This window comes from Telluria sp. BA11, from assembly GCF_056680305.1.
The window spans coordinates 189,060-206,237 of sequence record NZ_CM155275.1 but is presented as its reverse complement, the minus strand read 5'-3'; the positions used below and the strand labels follow the sequence as shown (position 1 = coordinate 206,237).

Below are 17,178 nucleotides of genomic sequence, written 5' to 3'. Positions count from 1 at the left end.
GCCTGACCTGTTGCGAGTCAGGTCTTTTTGTGCAAGACCTGCTTGTATCGCTTGCCCGCAATTGTGACGTTGTCTAGCGTGATGTCGACAGCGTTGTGCACGAACCACGGCTGGCTCGTGTTGGCGGGTGTGCCGAAGTCCGAATCGCTGATGCGTACGCGCGCGATCGGCGGTATCGGTGTGCCGGGCTTGCCGTTGAAGCTCGACGCCACGGGGCCGAGCAGCACGAACGCCTGGTAGCACGAGAATTGACCCTTGTCCGTCGCGACATTCCTGGCGCGCACATTGCGGATGTCGATGTCCGACACCTGCGGCGGACGACTGCGCATCGTGTCGTCGCCCGGCACGTAATCGCAGTCGATCGTGATGATCGCACCGGCGCTCGAGGCGACCGGCTGCTTGAGTTCATGCGCGCCGGCCAGTGGCTTGTACAGCCCCGGTTCGAGCGCCACGCCATTGGGCAGCGTCACGTCGCGCACGTACAGATGGCGCAGAAAGCCGCCCCGGTTCATGTTCGTCTTGAGCCGGATCGCCGTGTTCAGCGGATCGTCCTTCCAATGGGTATTGCGAAAATCGAGCTGCTGCGCGTAGACGTGCTCGATCCCGCCGGCCATCTCGCTGCCGAGCGTGACGCCGCCATGGCCGCTGTTCATCACGCAGCGCTGGATGACGATATTGCGCGTCGGGCCATGCTGCGTGTCGCGGTTCTTGCCGGCCTTGATGGCAATGCAATCGTCGCCATTATTGAAGTGGCACTCGTCGACCAGCACGCCGTCGCAAGCTTCCGGATCGAAGCCGTCGCTGTTCGGGCCCAGGCTTTCCATGTTCACGCGGCGGATCACAAGGTCTCTGCAATTGACCGGGTGGTGCAGCCAGAACGGCGCGGCATTGACCTGGTAGCCCTGCAGCAGCACCTTGCTGCAGCCAATCAGCTCGATCATGCACGGGCGCAGAAAGTGCCCGTGGCCGAACACGCGCCGTTCGACCGGCACACCGGCCTCGGACAGCGCCGGCAGGTAGCGCGAGTCGGTTTGCCAGCGGTCGTCACTACCCTGGATGCTTGCCTGCAGCCTTGGGTCAATACCGGGAACGACGCGGTCGAGCGGGGCGTTGGCCGGATTCGCGGCCACTTCGGTGCGGGTCCGTACCGGTTTGCCGCGCCCCTTCCAGTCCCACCAGCATTCGGGTTGCTGCGCGAAGCCCGGCTCGAACGGCACGCCGCCCTGGCCATTGAGGATGCTGGTCCAGTCTTCGCCGGTGAGGGCGATATTCTGCTGGTCGATCGCGTACACCATCGGCGAATAATTCAGGCAGTCGTTGCCCTGCCAGCGCGACAGCACCAGCTTGCCGTTGGCGCCGCAGTCATGCGCGCCGTGACGCGCGTAGTGCTCGGGGTTGGCCGAGAAGTGCACGCGTGCGCCGGCGGCCAGGTGCACGTGGACGTTCGAGCGCAGCACGATCGGCCCGGCGCAATACCACTCGCCTTTCGGGATCACCACGCGCCCACCGCCCTTGGCATGGCAGGCGGCAATCGCAGCCGCGATGGCCGGATAGCAGTCCGGCGAGCCGGGCGCCGGCGTGTCGAGCATGCCATCGACGAGCGAGGCGACCTGGCCCGGCACCTCCATCAGCGCGGCCGGCTTGGCGCCGTAGGCGGTGACGTCGAAGTCTTCCTTGCGAAACACCAGTGGCGTGGCGAAGCGGGCGATGATGTCGTTGGCGCGCTGCCACGGGTCGGGCGGTGCAGTTGCAGCAACGGTAGCGGCGGCGAGGGCTGGCTTGACGCCTGAGAGCAGCAGCGAGGCCGCTGGCACGGTGCGCAGCAGCGCGCGGCGTGTGGGATGAAATGCCATCGTCAGTCTCCTTTGGCGGGCGCGACCGTCACACGCACCGGGTTGGCGTCGCGCGCGGCGACGGCCGCTGCCTGGTCTTGCCATTGTTCGCGGCTGGTGATCTCGCCGGCGCGGCGCCAGGCGGCGCCTGCGTAGTAGCGCAGCGGCTGGCCCGGTATGGCCTTGGCCACGATCAGCTCATTGAGCGCGTCCTGGGCGAAGCCTTCGGCGTTTGGCAGCACAATCGCGGTGCCGAAGGCATCGTTGGTGGTCTGCTCGACCCACTGCAGCAGCACCTTGCCTTCACGCGTGGTGGCGATCTTCGGGGACTGACCCTTGTCGCCCGGCGTCTTGTTCAGGCCCACGGCGACCATCAACGGGCCGTCGCCGCTGGCGGTGAAGGTGCTGTCAATGCGGTCGAACCAGTGGCCGGCGTCGACCGTGAAGCGTTTGACTTCGCTGACCTGGCGCCCGCTCGCGTCCCACGGCGCGTAGTGCAGCTCGAACACCGTGCGGATCGGGCCATTGGCCAGGATCTTGAAGTTCGCGTAGTTCACACCCGGGTACAAGGTCGCGCCGCTCCAGACGCCGGTGCCACCGGCGCCGCGCGACTTGCCGACGTTGTACATGTCCATGCCTTCGCCCTGGTCCTTGTGATAGTGGTCGTGGCCCTTGTTGTACCAGCGGTCGACGATCGGATAATCGACGCGCTTGAACCAGATATCCAGGCCGCTCGTGACCAGGACTTCCTTGACCACGCCAGGCGGGGCGGGCGCAGCCAGCGCCGGCCCGTAGGTGCGGTGGGCGATCTTGTCGTTTTCCCACGCGAAGTCGTCCAGCCGCTCGGGCACCTGGCGCGCGAAGGTCTTGATCGGGAATGGCGGGGCGACGCCGTCAATGCGCTCGATGGTAAAGCCGGCGCTCTTTTCGCCGGCGGCAAAGCTGTGCTGGAACAGCAGCTCACCGTAAGCGACGCCTTCGTTCTTCGGGTCCTTGGCCTGTGGCGCGATATTCGTCACCTGGTGCGGCAGCACGCGGCCACGCGCATCCTTCACCGCGATTTTCTGCACCATCGCGCCGGGCAGCGCGGCGTTGACGTCCTTCCACGGGATCGAGATGGTCTCGGAAGGGCGGGCAATGGCCAGGTCTTGTTCGACGGTCACGCGGATGCTGTCCGCATGGGCGTGCGCCAGCGGCGCGGCCACTGCGGGGATGAGCAGCGCGGCGAGTACGAGTCGGTTCATGTCAGTCACTCCGAGGTCAGTGGTGTTCGCGGTAGTCGGTCTGCCCGCCCTTGGGCATGTAGTGGTACGTGCGCACCTTGTGCTGCACCTCGAACGCGGGGTTTGTCACCAGGCGGATGATCTCGGCGCCGGCCAGCAGCATCGGGCCGTAGCCGTGCAGCGCATCCACGCTCGTCGGGCGGTGGTAGTAATAGACCATGTCGCCGGCCAGCGTCGTGCCCACGCACGTGCCTTCCACCTGACCCAGCGCCGTGATGCGGGTGGACAGCGCGTTCCAGCCGGCTTGCGCGATCGAGCCGTAGGTTGTCGGGCTGACCCAGCCCTGGTTGACCGCGTGCGCGAACACATAGGTGAAGATCGCGCTGGCCGACGTCTCCAGATACGAGTCGTTGCGGTCGATCATCTGGTGCCACAGGCCGCTGCCGCTTTGCAGTTCGGCGATGCCCTTGAGCGAAGCGCGCAGCTGTGCCAGCACTTTCGGGTAGCCGGGATGGTCTTTCGGCAGCACGTCGAGCAGGTCGGACATCGCCAGTACCGCCCAGCCATTGGCGCGCGCCCAGTAGAAGCGCGGCGCGTCCGGGTGGTTCGCATGCCAGCCGTGCGTGTACAGGCCAAGCTGGGGATTGAACATGCGGCTCGACATGCCCATCACGTTATTCACCGCGTCGTCGAAATACGCGCGCTCGCCCGTCAGCCGGCCCATCTCGGCCAGCGCCGGGATGCTCATGTACATGTCGTCAGCCCACAGCGAGACCTCCTGCGGACGCTTGCGGGCCATCGTGCCGTCGTCCAGCCGGAACTGGCGTTTGGCGACCCAGTCGCTGCAGGTGTCGATCATGGGCTTGAGGTCCGGTCCGACCCTGGCGGCGCGCGCGCGGATCAGGGCGGCGCACATCGAGCCGGCGTCGTCTAGCGAGCGGGGATCGAGAAAGCGCGAGAAGCTGTTGGCCCGTTCGAGCTTGAACTGCTGTTCCTGCGCGCGAAAGTACGGAAGCGTCTCGGCAAAGAAAGCGAAGTGGCGCTTGGTCATGGCGATAAAGCCCGGGTCCTTGGTGACCTCGGCAGCCTTGAGCAGGCCCGAATGCACCACGCCCATCTCGTAGACCTGAATGCCATAGTCGCCGGCGCTCTTTTCGAAGATCGCGTCGGCGCTCGGCTTTTTCAGGTCGGTGATCGGCTGGCCGGTGCGCTTGCTGACGATGCGGGTTGGCGTCGCGCGGTCCATGAAGGCGCGGATGGCCTGTAACTGCGCGGTGACTTCGGCCACCACCGGCTTTTTATAGGGGATCGGGTAGGTGCCTTCGCCGGCGTCGCCCAGATTCGTGTTGTCGGGATTGCGGTACGGGCCCTGCGCCAGCGCGCACGAGGATATCAACGCGCAGCCCAGCAGGGCTGCAAGCAAGGGGCGTTGCAGATGCAGTTTCATTTGTCTCCAATCGGCATCGTGATTTTCACTTATGTGTTTACCTGTGTCTTGGTGGTGCAGGTAGCGCTCTTTTGGTCAGGCCATTCTAATTTGGTCAGACCAAAATCGCAAGGTGGACTAGCCACTTTTCGATTTTGTATGGCATACTTTCTCGGAACTTCCAGATAAGGCAGACCAATGAACCAGCTCGTCCCTCGTACTATCCGCATGCAAGCCAGCGACAATGTGGCGATCGTCGCCAACGACGGTGGCCTGCCGGCCGGCACCGTCCTTGCGGACGGGCTGGTGCTGGTGGAGGGCGTCCCGCAGGGGCACAAGGTCGCGCTGGTCGACCTGCTCGACGGCGACGCGGTGATCCGCTACGGCGTGACGATCGGGTACGCCAATGGCGCGATCCCGCGCGGCAGCTGGATCTCGGAAAAGGTGCTGCACATGCCGGCCGCGCGCTCACTCGACGACCTGCCGGTGGGAACGCACGCGGTCGCCGCCTTCCCGCCACTCGAGGGTTACACCTTCGAGGGCTTTCGCAATCGCGACGGGTCGGTCGGCACCCGCAACGTGCTGGCCGTGACCAGCACCGTGCAGTGCGTGTCGGGCGTGATCGAACATGCCGTCAAGCGCATCCGGGCCGAACTGCTGCCGCGCTATCCGAACGTCGACGACGTGGTCTCGCTCGAACACAATTACGGCTGCGGCGTGGCGATCGATGCGCCGGGCGCGGAGATCCCGATCCGCACGCTGCGCAACCTGTCGAAGAACCCGAATTTTGGCGACAACGTCATGGTCGTGAGCCTTGGCTGCGAGAAGCTGCCGCCAACGCGCCTGTTCCCGGCCGGCTCGATCCCGATCGGCGCCGCCGAACCGTCGGTCGTGTGCCTGCAGGACGCGCAGCACGTCGGGTTCATGTCGATGATCGACAACCTGATGGCTACTGCGCAGCGCCACCTGGAAGCGCTCAATGCCCGCCAGCGCACCACCTGTCCGGCGTCCGAACTGGTGGTGGGCGTGCAGTGCGGCGGCAGCGACGCGTTCTCCGGCGTGACCGCCAACCCGGCCGTCGGCTTTGCGACCGACCTGCTGGTGCGCGCCGGCGCGGCCGTGATGTTCTCGGAAGTGACCGAGGTGCGCGACGGGATCGACCAGTTGACGGCGCGCGCCGCCACGCCCGAAGTGGCCGCAGCGATGGTGCGCGAGATGCAGTGGTATGACGATTACCTGGTGCGCGGCGGCGTCGACCGCAGCGCGAATACCACGCCCGGCAACAAGAAGGGCGGGCTGTCGAACATCGTCGAAAAGGCGATGGGCTCGATCGTCAAGTCGGGCAGCACGGCGATTACCGGCGTGCTCTCGCCCGGCGACAAACTGAAGCAGAAAGGCCTGATCTACGCGGCCACGCCGGCCAGCGACTTCATTTGCGGTACGCTGCAGATGGCCGCCGGCATGAACGTCCACGTGTTTACCACGGGGCGCGGCACGCCGTACGGCCTGGCCGCGGTCCCCGTGATCAAGATGGCGACGCGCTCCGAACTGGCACGCCGCTGGCACGACCTGATGGATGTCGACGCCGGCCGCATCGCCACCGGCGAAGCGAGTATCGAGGACGTGGGCTGGGAACTCTTTCGCCTGATCCTCGACGTCGCCAGCGGGCGCCAGACCTGGGCCGAACAGTGGAAGCTGCACAATTCGCTGGCGCTGTTCAATCCGGCGCCGGTGACGTAATCTACAGATAGAAACATTCAGGAGACCGTGCATGACCGAAGTTGAGAACAAAGTGGGCAAGCCATTCAAACGCATCCTGCTGACCGGCGCGGCCGGCGGCCTGGGCAAGGTGCTGCGCGATCGCATCAAGCCGTGGGCCGACGTAGTGCGGCTGTCGGATGTCGTCGACATGGGCGAAGCCCGCGAAGGCGAAGAGATCGTCCAGTGCGACCTGGCCGACCGTGAAGCGGTGATCAAGCTGCTCGAGGGCGTGGACGCCGTGCTGCACTTTGGCGGCGTCTCTACTGAAAAGCCGTTCGAGCCGATCATGCAGGCCAATATCCTGGGCGTGGCCAACCTGTACGAGGCGCTGCACAAGGCCGGCACCAAGCGCGTAATCTTTGCCAGCTCGAACCATGCGATCGGCTACCACCGCACGACCGAGATGCTCGACGCGAATTCGCCGACCCGCCCGGACAGCTACTACGGTCTGTCGAAGGTGTTCGGCGAGCAGATGTCGCGCTATTACTACGACCGCTTCGGCATCGAGACGGTGTGCGTGCGGATCGGATCGAGCTTCCCGGAGCCGGCCAACAAGCGCATGATGAGTACCTATCTGTCGTATGACGACCTGACCGAGCTGCTGCGCTGCGCGCTGTTTGCGCCGCGCGTGGGCCACACGATCGTCTACGGCATGTCGGACAACGACAGCGTCTGGTGGGACAACCGGTTGGTCGCGCACCTGGGCTTCAAGCCCAAGGACAGTTCGCGCACCTTTGCGCACCTGTTCCCGGATTCGGCCGAATTCCCGGCCCCGGACGATGTGACGACGATCTTCCAGGGCGGTAAATTCCTGCTCGACGGCCCGCAATACTGATGCAGGCGGCGCGCCCTATGCTGCAACGTCTCGTCCTGCGCAACCACAGCCTGGCGGCCGAGATCGTGCCGCAGATCGGCGGCAGCCTCGCGCGCCTGGACTGGCTGCGCGGCGCACAACCGGTGCCACTGCTGCGCGGCCTGCCGCCGGACTTTTCGGACGTGCCGCAGCCGGGCCAACTGGCCTGCTTCCCGCTGGTGCCGTGGTCGAACCGGATCGCGTCGTCCGGCTTCGACTACGACGGCAAGCAGTATGTGCCGACGCCGAACCGCCCGGGCGAGAAGGTCGCGATTCACGGCGATGGCTGGCAGCAGCCATGGGACGTGCAATCGCTGACCTTCGATTCGATCCTGCTGCGCCTGACCCGCCACGAATTCGCGCCGCTCGCGTATGACGCCACGCTGCGCTACACACTCGATGGCGACGCACTGATCGTCGAACTCACCGTGCGCAATGCCGGCGCTGTGGCGCTGCCATTCGGACTGGGTCTGCATCCATGGTTGCCCGACCCGGGCGGCGCGCAGCTGCAGGCGCGCGCCGATGCGGTCTGGCTGTCGGGCGCCGACAAGCTGCCGTCGAGCCGGCGCGCCGTACCTGCGCACTGGGACTACCGCACATTCGCACCGCTGCCAAAAGAGGCCGTCGACAACGCGTTCGCCGGCTGGGACGGTGTCGCGCGCGTGCGCTGGCCGGGGCGGGGCGTGGGCCTTTCGATCGAGGCGGCGATGGATTACTTCATCCTTTACGCACCACCGGGCCGCGATTTCTTCTGCTTCGAGCCGGTCGACCATCCGATCAACGCCCACAACATGCCGGGCTACCCTGGCCTGACCGTGCTGGCGCCCGGCGCCAGTGTGAGCCGCTCGGTCATCTTCCGGGGCGAGTCGCTGTGACACGCTGGCCGCTGGCGATCTGGCTGCTGTTGCCGGTCGCCGGCGCCGTCAACATCGCTACCGCCCAGCCGTACAACGCCGATACCACGTACCGCAAGCTCGTCGCCGCCTATCCCGACATCCGCATCGCCAGCAGCACGGCGCCGGCGCCGGTCCGGGTGCGCAAGGACATCGTCTACGCGCGCCGGGGCGAATTGTCGCTGGCGCTCGACCTGTATTCTCCGGGGCCGCGCGACCAGGCGGCGCCACTGGTCGTGCTGGTGCATGGCGGCGGCTGGCGCAGTGGCGACCGTAGCGAGATGGCGCCGCTGGCAGCAAGGCTGGCCGCGCGCGGCTACGCGGCGGCCACGGTCAGCTATCGCTTGTCGGGTCAGGCGCGCTATCCGGCGGCGATTGATGACGTCAAAGAGGCATTGCGCTGGCTGCACGCGCATCCCGATGTCCACGGCGCCGACGTAGACCGGATGGTGATCGCGGGCGGTTCGGCTGGCGGGCAGATTGCTGCATTGGTCGGCATGACGAGCCAGGGCGCCGTGCAGGCGGTCATCAATATCGACGGGCTGTCGGATTTCACGAGCGAAGAAGCACTGCGCCACGAAGACGATCCGAGCAAGAACCCGTCCGCCGCCGGTGCCTGGTTTGGCGGGCGCTACGCCGAGCAGCCGGCGCTCTGGCAGCAGGCCTCGCCGATCAACCACGTGAGCAGGGCGAGTCCGCCGGTGTTGTTCATCGTGAGCAGCGTGCCGCGGTTTTCGGTCGGCCGCGAAGCGATGACGGCAAAGCTGCACGAGCACGGTGTTGTTGCCGAGATGGTCGCGTTGCCTGGTACGCCGCATTCATTCTGGTTGTTCGATCCGTGGGTCACGCCAACGGTCGATGCGATGACCGATTTTATGGAGCGCGTGTTTGGTGGGGTGCCTGGCGGGTGATGTCATATGCGTCTTGTGATGTCGTCTATCAGGAGATTCTAGATGAATCTTCCTGTCTGCCAGTGCTGCATCCGTGCAAATGCCAGTGAGCGCGTAGATGTTAACGTGAGATACTAAATTTCACACGCAAGTTCGATGCACCCTATTTTTTCAGTGCGACGTTGGATACCTGTCCATTTCATTTTTATTTTAAAGAAAATTCTTTTAATTTCAATGGCCGTATGGTAGATTTCTTACTTGATCGAATGTAAATACATTTCGGAATTATAGTGTAGTCATAATTCCGCACCCGTTGCCATCGGATAGGATTAACTAGAATGAAAATCTCTTTTCGTCTGATAATTGGCGTACTGATTTGGCTTTCTTTAAGCGGATGCCAACATGGAAAGTTAACCGCGGATGATAGAAAGGAGTGTCCATATAACGGTGCTATCGATCGAGCTTCGCGAGAACACTTCGATCCAGAATCTGAACCCCGCCCCTCAAAAAGTCCGATTGTGAAGGTTATTGAATTTACTGAAGAGGGAGAACTCCATGATCGTTGTCAATGGAGCGATGCGATTTTCGAAATTCGTGGTGGAAATCAAAGGATAGCTAAGGACAAAAATTCGAAGTTCGTTGTGATTTATGTACATGGGTGGAAACATAATGCTGAAGAGAGCGATAGCGATCTTAAGAATTTCACCTCTTGGATTAAGAATATGTCTGATAAAGGGGCCGAAAACACTGATGTTGTAGGAATTTATGTATCCTGGCCGGGTCAATCCATTCCGCTCCCAATATTTGATAATCTGACTTTCTGGGGAAGAAAAGGCGCTGCCGACCGAGTTAGCATAGGAGGGAACTTCTCGAAGTTTCTTAGCGCAGTTGAAAATGTCCGACGTCAGCGAAAAAATGATGATGACTTTATAGTAGGCATTGGTCATAGCTTTGGAGCACGAATTCTATTTAGTGCTGCATCTCCAATAATACTTCATGAACTTCAGACCCATCATCCTGGTGAACGTTTCGGAATATATAAGCCTTTTAAAGGTGTTCTTGACTTCACTATATTGCTCAATCCGGCCTTTGATGCAGCTAGATATACTGCATTCGACTCAACCCGACGCTGGCAAGAAAAGTTTCATCAGCGCCAGCAGCCGATCTTATTATCCATAGCCACCGAAAACGACTATGCAACGCGCTTCGCCTTTCCTCTCGGACAGTTGATAGGTACCCGATGGCATGAGCGAGAAAAAATCACTTTAGGAAATTATACAAACTACACAACCCACGAAATAAAAATTTCTTCGGAGTCCAAATTTTCATCCGAATACGAGGATAATTGGTATAGTCATTTTTGCAGCAATAATGTTTGCCTGGAGCGGACGAGGGCCGATGATCGAGCAACATCCCCGTTTTTAGTTGCCAAAACTAACTCGTCAATTATTGATGGGCATAACGGAATTTGGGGTAAAACGATTCAGTCTTTTGTTGCAGATTTTCTCCGTAAAATTAGGCAGGAGTCGAGGATGGTCGTATCTGAAAAAGATTAATAAACAGCGCGGTGAGCTGACAAGCGGGTGAAAAATTTCAATATGAGTACTGCAATTAGTATTGCGCCATTCTTGGTATTGCCGCGATGACCGATTTTATGGAGCGCGTGTTTGGTGGGTCGCCTGGCGGGTGATGTCGCAATGCGAGTGGCGTGCATCGTTACAAAGCGCGTTTTTTCTCGCAGAAATCGTCGCTATAGTGACAGCGGGCGCCATTGTGCGGCAAACATTGTGGGTAAGGTTCATGACATTCAGGCTCTGCTGCGCTGTAATCAGCGTCGCTTTGGCGTTCGGTGTGCCGGCGCATGGTGAGGAGGCGGCCCAAGCGCGGGAGCAGACGGTCAAGCGCCAGATCATCGAAGAGTCCATCGCGTCGTATCCTGGCCGCTGCCCTTGTCCTTACAATGTGACGCGAAATGGCAGTGCCTGCGGTGGACGAAGCGCCTGGAGCCGGCAGGGCGGTTACGCACCGATCTGCTACGAGCGAGAAATAACGGCGGATGCCGTGCGTGCACGGATCGAACAGACCCGCCAATCACGGGCGCGGGCAAATCGCGCGCCGCAATCGGACTAGTCGACCTTTTCACCAGCTATCGCTTTCCAGAGGAACCAGGCATGCAACGCTGTTACTGCCGTATCTTGTCCGTCGTGGTGTTCACGTTTTTCACCGTTACCGCCGCCAACGGTCAGGCGCAGACGCCGGCCCCCGGCCGGCCTGAACGCGTCACCGCGCTGCTTCCCGAGATCGACCGCATGTACGCGGCGCTCGCTGTCAGAGAGCATCTCCCGGGCCTGGTCTACGGCGTGGTCCTGGACGGCAAGCTCGTGCATGTGCGGGCGCTCGGCCTGGCCGACGTCGAGCGCAAGATCGCTGCGAGCAGCGCCACTGAATTTCGTATCGCCTCCATGACCAAGAGCTTCGTGGCGATGGCGGTGCTGAAGTTGCGTGACGGTGGCAAGCTGCGCCTTGACGATCCGGTTGCCGATTATCTGCCCGAACTGCGCGACGTCACGCTGCCGACCTCCGACTCGCCGGCAGTGACGATTCGGCATCTGATGACCATGACCACCGGGCTGCCCGAAGACAACCCCTGGGGCGACCGCCAGATGGCGTTGTCCAGTCGCAGGCTCGAACAGCTGATTGCCGGCGGCCTGTCGTTTTCCACCACGCCCGGTCAGGGCTTCGAATACAGCAACCTCGGCTACATCATGCTGGGCAAGGTGGTCAGCAAGGTGTCCGGCATGCGCTTTCAGGATTACGTCACGCGCGAGATCCTGCAGCCGCTGGGCATGACCAGCACACGCTGGGAATACACACAGGCGGCGCCGGGTAAGCTTGCGTTGGGATACCGGTGGGATCGCGATCGGTGGGAGCCCGAACCAATCCTGCCTGACGGCGATGGCGCCGCCATGGGCGGCTTGATCACCACTGCCGACGACTTCGCACGCTACGTGGCATTCCACCTCGATGCGTGGCCAGCCCGCAGCGGACCGGAGCGGGGCCCGCTGCGCCGGGCGTCGGTGCGCGAGATGCAACAGCCGCATGTCTTCACCGGATTGTCCGCCAACGCAACCATGCTAGATGGAAAAACACGCAATCCCGACGTGAGCTTCTACGGCTACGGCCTTGACACGCAGCGTGATAGCCGCGATGTGGTGATCACCGGTCACTCGGGCGGCTTGCCGGGGTTTGGCAGCCAGTTCTATTTTGCGCCCGCGCATGGCGTCGGTGTCTTTGCCTTCACCAACCTGCGTTACGGTCCGGTGTATGGCCGCACCGGCAAGGCACTCGCGATGCTGATCGAGCAGGGCGGTCTTGGTCCACAGCCGGTGCCCGTGTCGGCCATCCTGGCGACGCGCCACCGGCAGGTCGCGCAACTGGTGCAGTCGTGGGACGAAGGTTTGGGCAACGCGATCGCCGCCGACAACCTTTTCCTGGATCGCTCGCGCGACGAGTGGATGGCCCACGCGCGTACAACGCTGAGCGCGATTGGCAAGGTAACCTCGGTCGGGCCGATCGCCGCTGAAAATGCCTTGCGCGGTACGTTTGCGCTCATCGGCGAGCGCGGTGTTGTGAACGTCGGCTTTACATTGACACCCGAGCGCGAGCCGAAGGTGCAGGAGATCACCCTCACGGCGCAGAAGCCCTGAGCGCCTTCCCTTGGTTATCAGGGGCATGTGGTCTTGTCTTGGACGATTGCTGTCGCAATCGACCTGCATCACGTAGAATGCGCCGGTCAACCGCCATTCCCCGCGCATGCCACGTTCCATTCTTCATTGCCTGCTATCGCTGTTATTGCTCGTCTCGCAGCAGATGGCGCTGGCGCATGGGCTGTCGCACTGGCATAGCGCGCAGCAGCGCCATGTCATGCAGCAAGCGGGCGGTCAGCCGGACGCACCGGCGCTGCAGGAGTTCTGCGCCGAATGCGCTGCCGACGCCCAGTTGGATGTCGGATTGCCGCTGCCGCAATACCTGGGCCATGTACCGCAAACGGCCGTGGCCGGTCCACTGGCGCTTGGCGCCGACCTTGTGCGGGCGCAGCCCGTCCGCGCGTGCCTGCCACGCGGCCCCCCTCGGGCGAACTGATTCGATCCGCTGTCATCGATGCATTGCCGTGGCGCCGCCGTGGCAATGCCGTTCGCACCCATTTTGCTCGAGGTTGTATCCATGAATATTCAACGTACGCTGCTCGCCAGCGCCATCCTGCTCGCCTGCAATCTGCCCGCCCACGCCCAATCCGCACCCGGGGACGACACCCCGCAGGTGATCGTCACTGCCTCGCCATTTCGCAACAGTGAAAACGACCAGATCCTGACCCCGGCGAAGGTGCTGGCCGGGGACGAGTTGCGCGACAAGGCGGGCAGTTCGCTCGGCGAGACGCTGTCCCAGGAGCTCGGTGTCTCCGCGTCGGCGTTCGGCGCCGGCGCATCGCGCCCCATCATTCGCGGCCTGGAAGGTTCGCGGGTGAAAATGCTGGAAAACGGCATGTCAGTGTCGGACGTGTCGGGTCTGTCGAACGACCATGCGGTATCTGCCGAAGGCGCGGTCGCGCGCCAGATCGAGATCCTGCGCGGCCCGGCGGCGCTGCTGTACGGCTCCGGCGCGATTGGCGGCCTGGTCAATGTCGTCAACGAGCGCATCCCGACCCGGCTCGAAGCCGCGCCGACAGGCCAGGTCGAGACCCGCTACAGCACGGTCGACAATGGCAAGAATGTCTCTGGCAGTGCGGACGCCGCCAGTGGCAAGATTGCCCTGCACGTCGATGGCAACTGGCGCGACACCGGCGATTACCGCATTCCGGATCGCCGGGTCCTGCAGGACCCCGACTCGGCGATGCGCCGCCTGCCGCACTCGGACACGCGCGAAAAAAACCTCGGCGCTGGCGCCTCGTGGGTGGATGCCTGGGGCTACGCCGGTGTGTCGGCGTCGCACCTGAGCAACCTGTACGGTATTCCAAGTGACGAAGGTTCGCGCATCGACCAGAAGCAGGACCGCTACGACTTCGACAGCATGCTCAGGCAGCCGGCGCGCGGCATTGAATCGCTGCGCTTCAAGGCCGGCTATACCGACTATGAGCACGCCGAGCTGGGCGAGGATGGCCCCGAGGTGATCTTCAATAACCGCTCGCTGGAAACGCGGCTGGAACTCACGCACGAGGCCATTGCCGGCCTGCGCGGCACCGTTGGTGCCCAGACCGAGAACACCCACTTCTCGGCGCTCAATGCCGAAGGCGGGCCGGACACCGTGCCGCTCACCCATTCGAAGACGACGGCTTTGTTCATGGTGGAAGAGGGCGATGCCGGTCCGCTGCGCCTGAGCGCCGGCGCGCGCTACGAAAACGTCAAGCGCGAGCCGGTGAGCGGCAGGCAGCGCACCTTTGACCTCGGCTCCGGTTCGGTGGGCGCGGCCTGGCCTTTCATGCCGGGCTACAGCGTGGGGGCAACGCTGTCCTATGCGCAGCGTGCACCTGCCATCGAAGAGCTGTACTCGGCCGGACCGCACGATGCAACCGCCACCTTTGACATCGGCAATCCCGACTTCGACAAGGAAACCTCGCGCAACGTCGAACTGACGCTGCAAAAGAACACGGGCCTGGTGCGCTGGAAAACCAACCTGTTCCGCAACAACATCGACAACTACATCTTCGGCCGCATCGGCGGCGATCTGGTCGACGAGGAAGGCAATCCGGGTGATGAATTGCGCACCCGGACCTTCGAGCAGCGCCGTGCCCGCATTCATGGTGCGGAAGCCGAGCTGACCTATAACCAGACCGGTGCCGGCTGGTCGGGCCGGCTGTTCGGCGATACCTCACGCGGCGAGCTTGGTGACGGCGGCGGCAACCTGCCGCTGCAGCCGGCAGACCGTATCGGCGCCAGCGTCGGCTACCGCGAGGGCGCGTGGCGCGGCGGCCTGTCGCTGGTCCATGCGCGCGGGCAGGATCGCCTGGCCGCCAACGAGCTGCAGGACACCCCGGCTTACAACCAGCTCGACGCCAACCTGTCTTACACGCAGCGCGTGCAGGGCGTTGACCTGACCTGGTTCGTACTGGCGAAGAATCTGCTGAATGACGATATCCGTTTGTCGACCTCAGTGCTCAAGGATATCGCGCCCTTGCCTGGCAGGCGTCTCGTCGTAGGTGTCAGAACGAAGTTCTGAAAGACTGTCAGTACATGGCGGTGCCGGCCGCGCGCGATCTGTCGCGGTCCGGCGCCACCTTCGTTCGACCGCTACACAGGTTGGCCAGATTGGCAGCCTGCACGCCAGGACAAGCATTGCGGGCCTGTTCGGGCCGCACAGGATCCTGAGCTCTCACCGGGTGCAACGCCCGAAGTAAGGTAATTGCAATAATGCGTTAGAAGTTCACAACAAAATCACACATATCGAACACAAAATGTGACTTTCTGTGAATTTTCATTGCTGCAACAGTTTCCTGATGGATACAATTGCCTCAGAAAATGCGATTCGGCGCAGGCCTAGTCGCCGCTTTTTGCATTCAACAAACCACTTCAATTGTAATCCCCAGGAATTTATGAAAACACGTAACATCGTGGTGGCACTCGCTTTGCCATTCGCCGTCGCATCTGCCTTTGCTCAGGATAGTAACGCCGTTCGTATCAGCGGTTTCGGTACTGGCGCTCTCACGTTTTCCGACACCGACCAGGCCGAGTTCGCCCGTTCGAACCAGTCGTCGGGTGTCAAGAAGGATCCACGCACCGGCGTCGATTCGAATCTCGGCCTGCAGGCCGACTATACCGTCAACAGCTGGTTGTCAGTCACCGGCCAGGGTCTGGTGCGCAAGGATGGCGAAGACAGCTTCGGCGCCGAATTGTCGTGGGCCTTCGTCAAGGCCAAACTGTCGGACGACCTGAGCATCCGCGTCGGCCGCATGGCCATGCCGGCCTTCATGATTTCGGAATACCGCAACGTCGGCTACGCCAACACCTTCCTGCGTCCGCCGCAGGAGCTGTATTCGCAGATGCCGCTCAATAACATCGACGGCGCCGACATCACCTGGCAGCAGCAGTACGCCGACACGACCGTCACGGCAACCGCCGCCTACGGCCGCAGCGAGTTCAAGACCTCGGGCGGCCCTACCGCCGAATCCCGCAACCAGTACGCGCTGAACCTGACGGCCGAACATGGCCCGTTCATCGTGCGCGTGGGCCGTAGCGGCACCAAGCTGTCGTCGGAAAGCGCGCAACTGGACGCCGCCGTGATCACGTTCAACAACACCGCTGCCGCCTTCAACATCCCGCAAGTGGCCGACATGGGCGTACTGCTCAACACCAAGGACCGCAAGTACACGTTCACGTCCGCTGGTCTTTCCATGGACTGGAAGAATATCGTCGTCCTGACCGAATACGCCAAGCGCAAGATGCCGGATTCGTTCCTGGGCTCGTCCAAGTCGTTTTACGTGATGGGCGGTTACCGCTTCGGCAAGTTCCTGCCGTACTACACCCACGCCAAGATCATGTCGAAGGGTGTGACCAACACCATCCCTGCGAACTGCCCAGCGGGTGCCTCGTTCGCATGCGCGCCAACGCTGGCGGCGCTGTCGGGCCTGATGAACACGCTGACCACGGCCATCGATGGCACGAGCCAGACCACCGACAGCATCGGTGTGCGCTGGGACTTCACGACCTCGGCCGCGCTGAAGGTCCAGGTCGATCGCATCAAGCCGCAAGGTAACGGCCAGTTCATCAACGTCCAGCCCGGCTTCAAGGGCCCGGTGACCGTCGGCGCCGTCGCGCTTGACTTCGTGTTCTAAGGATTCACCAATGAATCAATTGTTCAAAGCAAGCGTGATCCTGAGCGCACTATTGCTCGCGCTGCCAGCCGCTGCCGAAGTCGTCGTCGTCGTCAATGCGAAAGCCGCCGAGTCGTCGCTGACCAAGGACCAGGTGTCCCAGTTCTTCCTGGGTAAATCGACCGCCATGACCCCGGTCGACCAGGCGGAAAATGCGCCGGCGCGCGCCGAGTTCTACAAGAAGGTCACGGACAAGGATCCGTCGCAGATCAAGGCACTCTGGTCGAAGCTGGTCTTCACCGGCAAGGCCACGATGCCGAAGGAAGTCGGCGACAACGCCGGCGTCAAGAAAGCCGTTGCAGCCGACCCGAAAGCGATTGGCTATATCGACAAGAGCGCGGTCGACGCGTCGGTCAAAGTGGTCTACGCCGGTTCCTGATCATTTATCGGTACCCCGCCGCGCGTGCGGCGGGTTTTGACTTCAGGAGCAGGCAGC

Annotated in this window: 13 protein-coding genes; 10 read left to right on the top strand and 3 right to left on the bottom strand. The window is 62.5% G+C overall.

The window, feature by feature from the left end:
• Positions 1-17: 17 nt before the first annotated feature.
• Genes AC1MGT_RS00890 through AC1MGT_RS00880 form a run of 3 tightly spaced genes read right to left on the bottom strand, consistent with a single transcriptional unit; the run spans position 18 to position 4,502 of the window.
• The gene (locus AC1MGT_RS00890) at positions 18-1,853 is read right to left on the bottom strand and encodes a glycoside hydrolase family 28 protein (protein ID WP_499502499.1); all 1,836 of its coding nucleotides are present in this window, start codon (positions 1,851-1,853) and stop codon (positions 18-20) included.
• Between the two features lie 2 nt (positions 1,854-1,855).
• Positions 1,856-3,076, bottom strand: a complete 1,221-nt coding sequence (locus tag AC1MGT_RS00885) for a BT3233 family polysaccharide utilization protein (protein ID WP_499502498.1) — start codon at positions 3,074-3,076, stop codon at positions 1,856-1,858.
• Positions 3,077-3,092: 16 nt separating this feature from the next.
• Entirely contained in the window at positions 3,093-4,502 is a 1,410-nt protein-coding gene (locus tag AC1MGT_RS00880) for a glycoside hydrolase family 88/105 protein (RefSeq protein WP_499502497.1), read from the bottom strand.
• Between the two features lie 177 nt (positions 4,503-4,679).
• Here AC1MGT_RS00880 and garD point away from each other — a divergent pair, with 177 nt between their 5' ends.
• From garD to AC1MGT_RS00830, 10 genes are all read left to right on the top strand, one after another.
• Positions 4,680-6,221, top strand: a complete 1,542-nt coding sequence (gene garD / locus AC1MGT_RS00875; protein WP_499502496.1) for a galactarate dehydratase — start codon at positions 4,680-4,682, stop codon at positions 6,219-6,221.
• Between the two features lie 31 nt (positions 6,222-6,252).
• On the top strand, positions 6,253-7,077 hold the full coding sequence (locus tag AC1MGT_RS00870; RefSeq protein ID WP_499502494.1) for an NAD-dependent epimerase/dehydratase family protein: 825 nt from the start codon (positions 6,253-6,255) through the stop codon (positions 7,075-7,077).
• Between the two features lie 17 nt (positions 7,078-7,094).
• Complete coding sequence (locus tag AC1MGT_RS00865) at positions 7,095-7,970, top strand: aldose 1-epimerase (RefSeq protein WP_499502493.1); 876 nt, start codon at positions 7,095-7,097, stop codon at positions 7,968-7,970.
• A complete protein-coding gene (locus tag AC1MGT_RS00860; RefSeq protein WP_499502492.1) occupies positions 7,967-8,899 on the top strand; it encodes an alpha/beta hydrolase fold domain-containing protein in 933 nt (310 codons plus the stop codon). Before AC1MGT_RS00865 ends, AC1MGT_RS00860 begins: the two co-directional genes overlap by 4 nt.
• Positions 8,900-9,216: 317 nt before the next feature.
• Entirely contained in the window at positions 9,217-10,434 is a 1,218-nt protein-coding gene (locus AC1MGT_RS00855) for a hypothetical protein (RefSeq protein WP_499502490.1), read from the top strand.
• 615 nt (positions 10,435-11,049) lie between these two features.
• A complete protein-coding gene (locus tag AC1MGT_RS00850) occupies positions 11,050-12,585 on the top strand; it encodes a serine hydrolase domain-containing protein (protein WP_499502488.1) in 1,536 nt (511 codons plus the stop codon).
• A 106-nt stretch (positions 12,586-12,691) separates the two neighbouring features.
• A complete protein-coding gene (locus tag AC1MGT_RS00845) occupies positions 12,692-13,021 on the top strand; it encodes a hypothetical protein (RefSeq protein ID WP_499502486.1) in 330 nt (109 codons plus the stop codon).
• Positions 13,022-13,102: 81 nt separating this feature from the next.
• Positions 13,103-15,091 (top strand): TonB-dependent receptor, encoded by a 1,989-nt coding sequence (locus tag AC1MGT_RS00840; RefSeq protein WP_499502484.1) that lies wholly within the window; start codon positions 13,103-13,105, stop codon positions 15,089-15,091.
• 373 nt (positions 15,092-15,464) lie between these two features.
• Positions 15,465-16,703: a porin gene (locus AC1MGT_RS00835; RefSeq protein WP_499502482.1), complete on the top strand. Its 1,239-nt coding sequence runs from the start codon at positions 15,465-15,467 to the stop codon at positions 16,701-16,703.
• A 10-nt stretch (positions 16,704-16,713) separates the two neighbouring features.
• Positions 16,714-17,121, top strand: a complete 408-nt coding sequence (locus AC1MGT_RS00830; protein ID WP_499502481.1) for a hypothetical protein — start codon at positions 16,714-16,716, stop codon at positions 17,119-17,121.
• The last annotated feature ends 57 nt before the right edge of the window (positions 17,122-17,178 follow it).

Coding starts and splice junctions, on each gene's coding strand:
- AC1MGT_RS00890 (WP_499502499.1), bottom strand. CDS start 1,853: ATGGCATTTCATCCCACACGCCGCGCGCTGCTGCGCACCGTGCCAGCG.
- AC1MGT_RS00885 (WP_499502498.1), bottom strand. CDS start 3,076: ATGAACCGACTCGTACTCGCCGCGCTGCTCATCCCCGCAGTGGCCGCG.
- AC1MGT_RS00880 (WP_499502497.1), bottom strand. CDS start 4,502: ATGAAACTGCATCTGCAACGCCCCTTGCTTGCAGCCCTGCTGGGCTGC.
- garD (WP_499502496.1), top strand. CDS start 4,680: ATGAACCAGCTCGTCCCTCGTACTATCCGCATGCAAGCCAGCGACAAT.
- AC1MGT_RS00870 (WP_499502494.1), top strand. CDS start 6,253: ATGACCGAAGTTGAGAACAAAGTGGGCAAGCCATTCAAACGCATCCTG.
- AC1MGT_RS00865 (WP_499502493.1), top strand. CDS start 7,095: ATGCTGCAACGTCTCGTCCTGCGCAACCACAGCCTGGCGGCCGAGATC.
- AC1MGT_RS00855 (WP_499502490.1), top strand. CDS start 9,217: ATGAAAATCTCTTTTCGTCTGATAATTGGCGTACTGATTTGGCTTTCT.
- AC1MGT_RS00850 (WP_499502488.1), top strand. CDS start 11,050: ATGCAACGCTGTTACTGCCGTATCTTGTCCGTCGTGGTGTTCACGTTT.
- AC1MGT_RS00845 (WP_499502486.1), top strand. CDS start 12,692: ATGCCACGTTCCATTCTTCATTGCCTGCTATCGCTGTTATTGCTCGTC.
- AC1MGT_RS00840 (WP_499502484.1), top strand. CDS start 13,103: ATGAATATTCAACGTACGCTGCTCGCCAGCGCCATCCTGCTCGCCTGC.
- AC1MGT_RS00835 (WP_499502482.1), top strand. CDS start 15,465: ATGAAAACACGTAACATCGTGGTGGCACTCGCTTTGCCATTCGCCGTC.
- AC1MGT_RS00830 (WP_499502481.1), top strand. CDS start 16,714: ATGAATCAATTGTTCAAAGCAAGCGTGATCCTGAGCGCACTATTGCTC.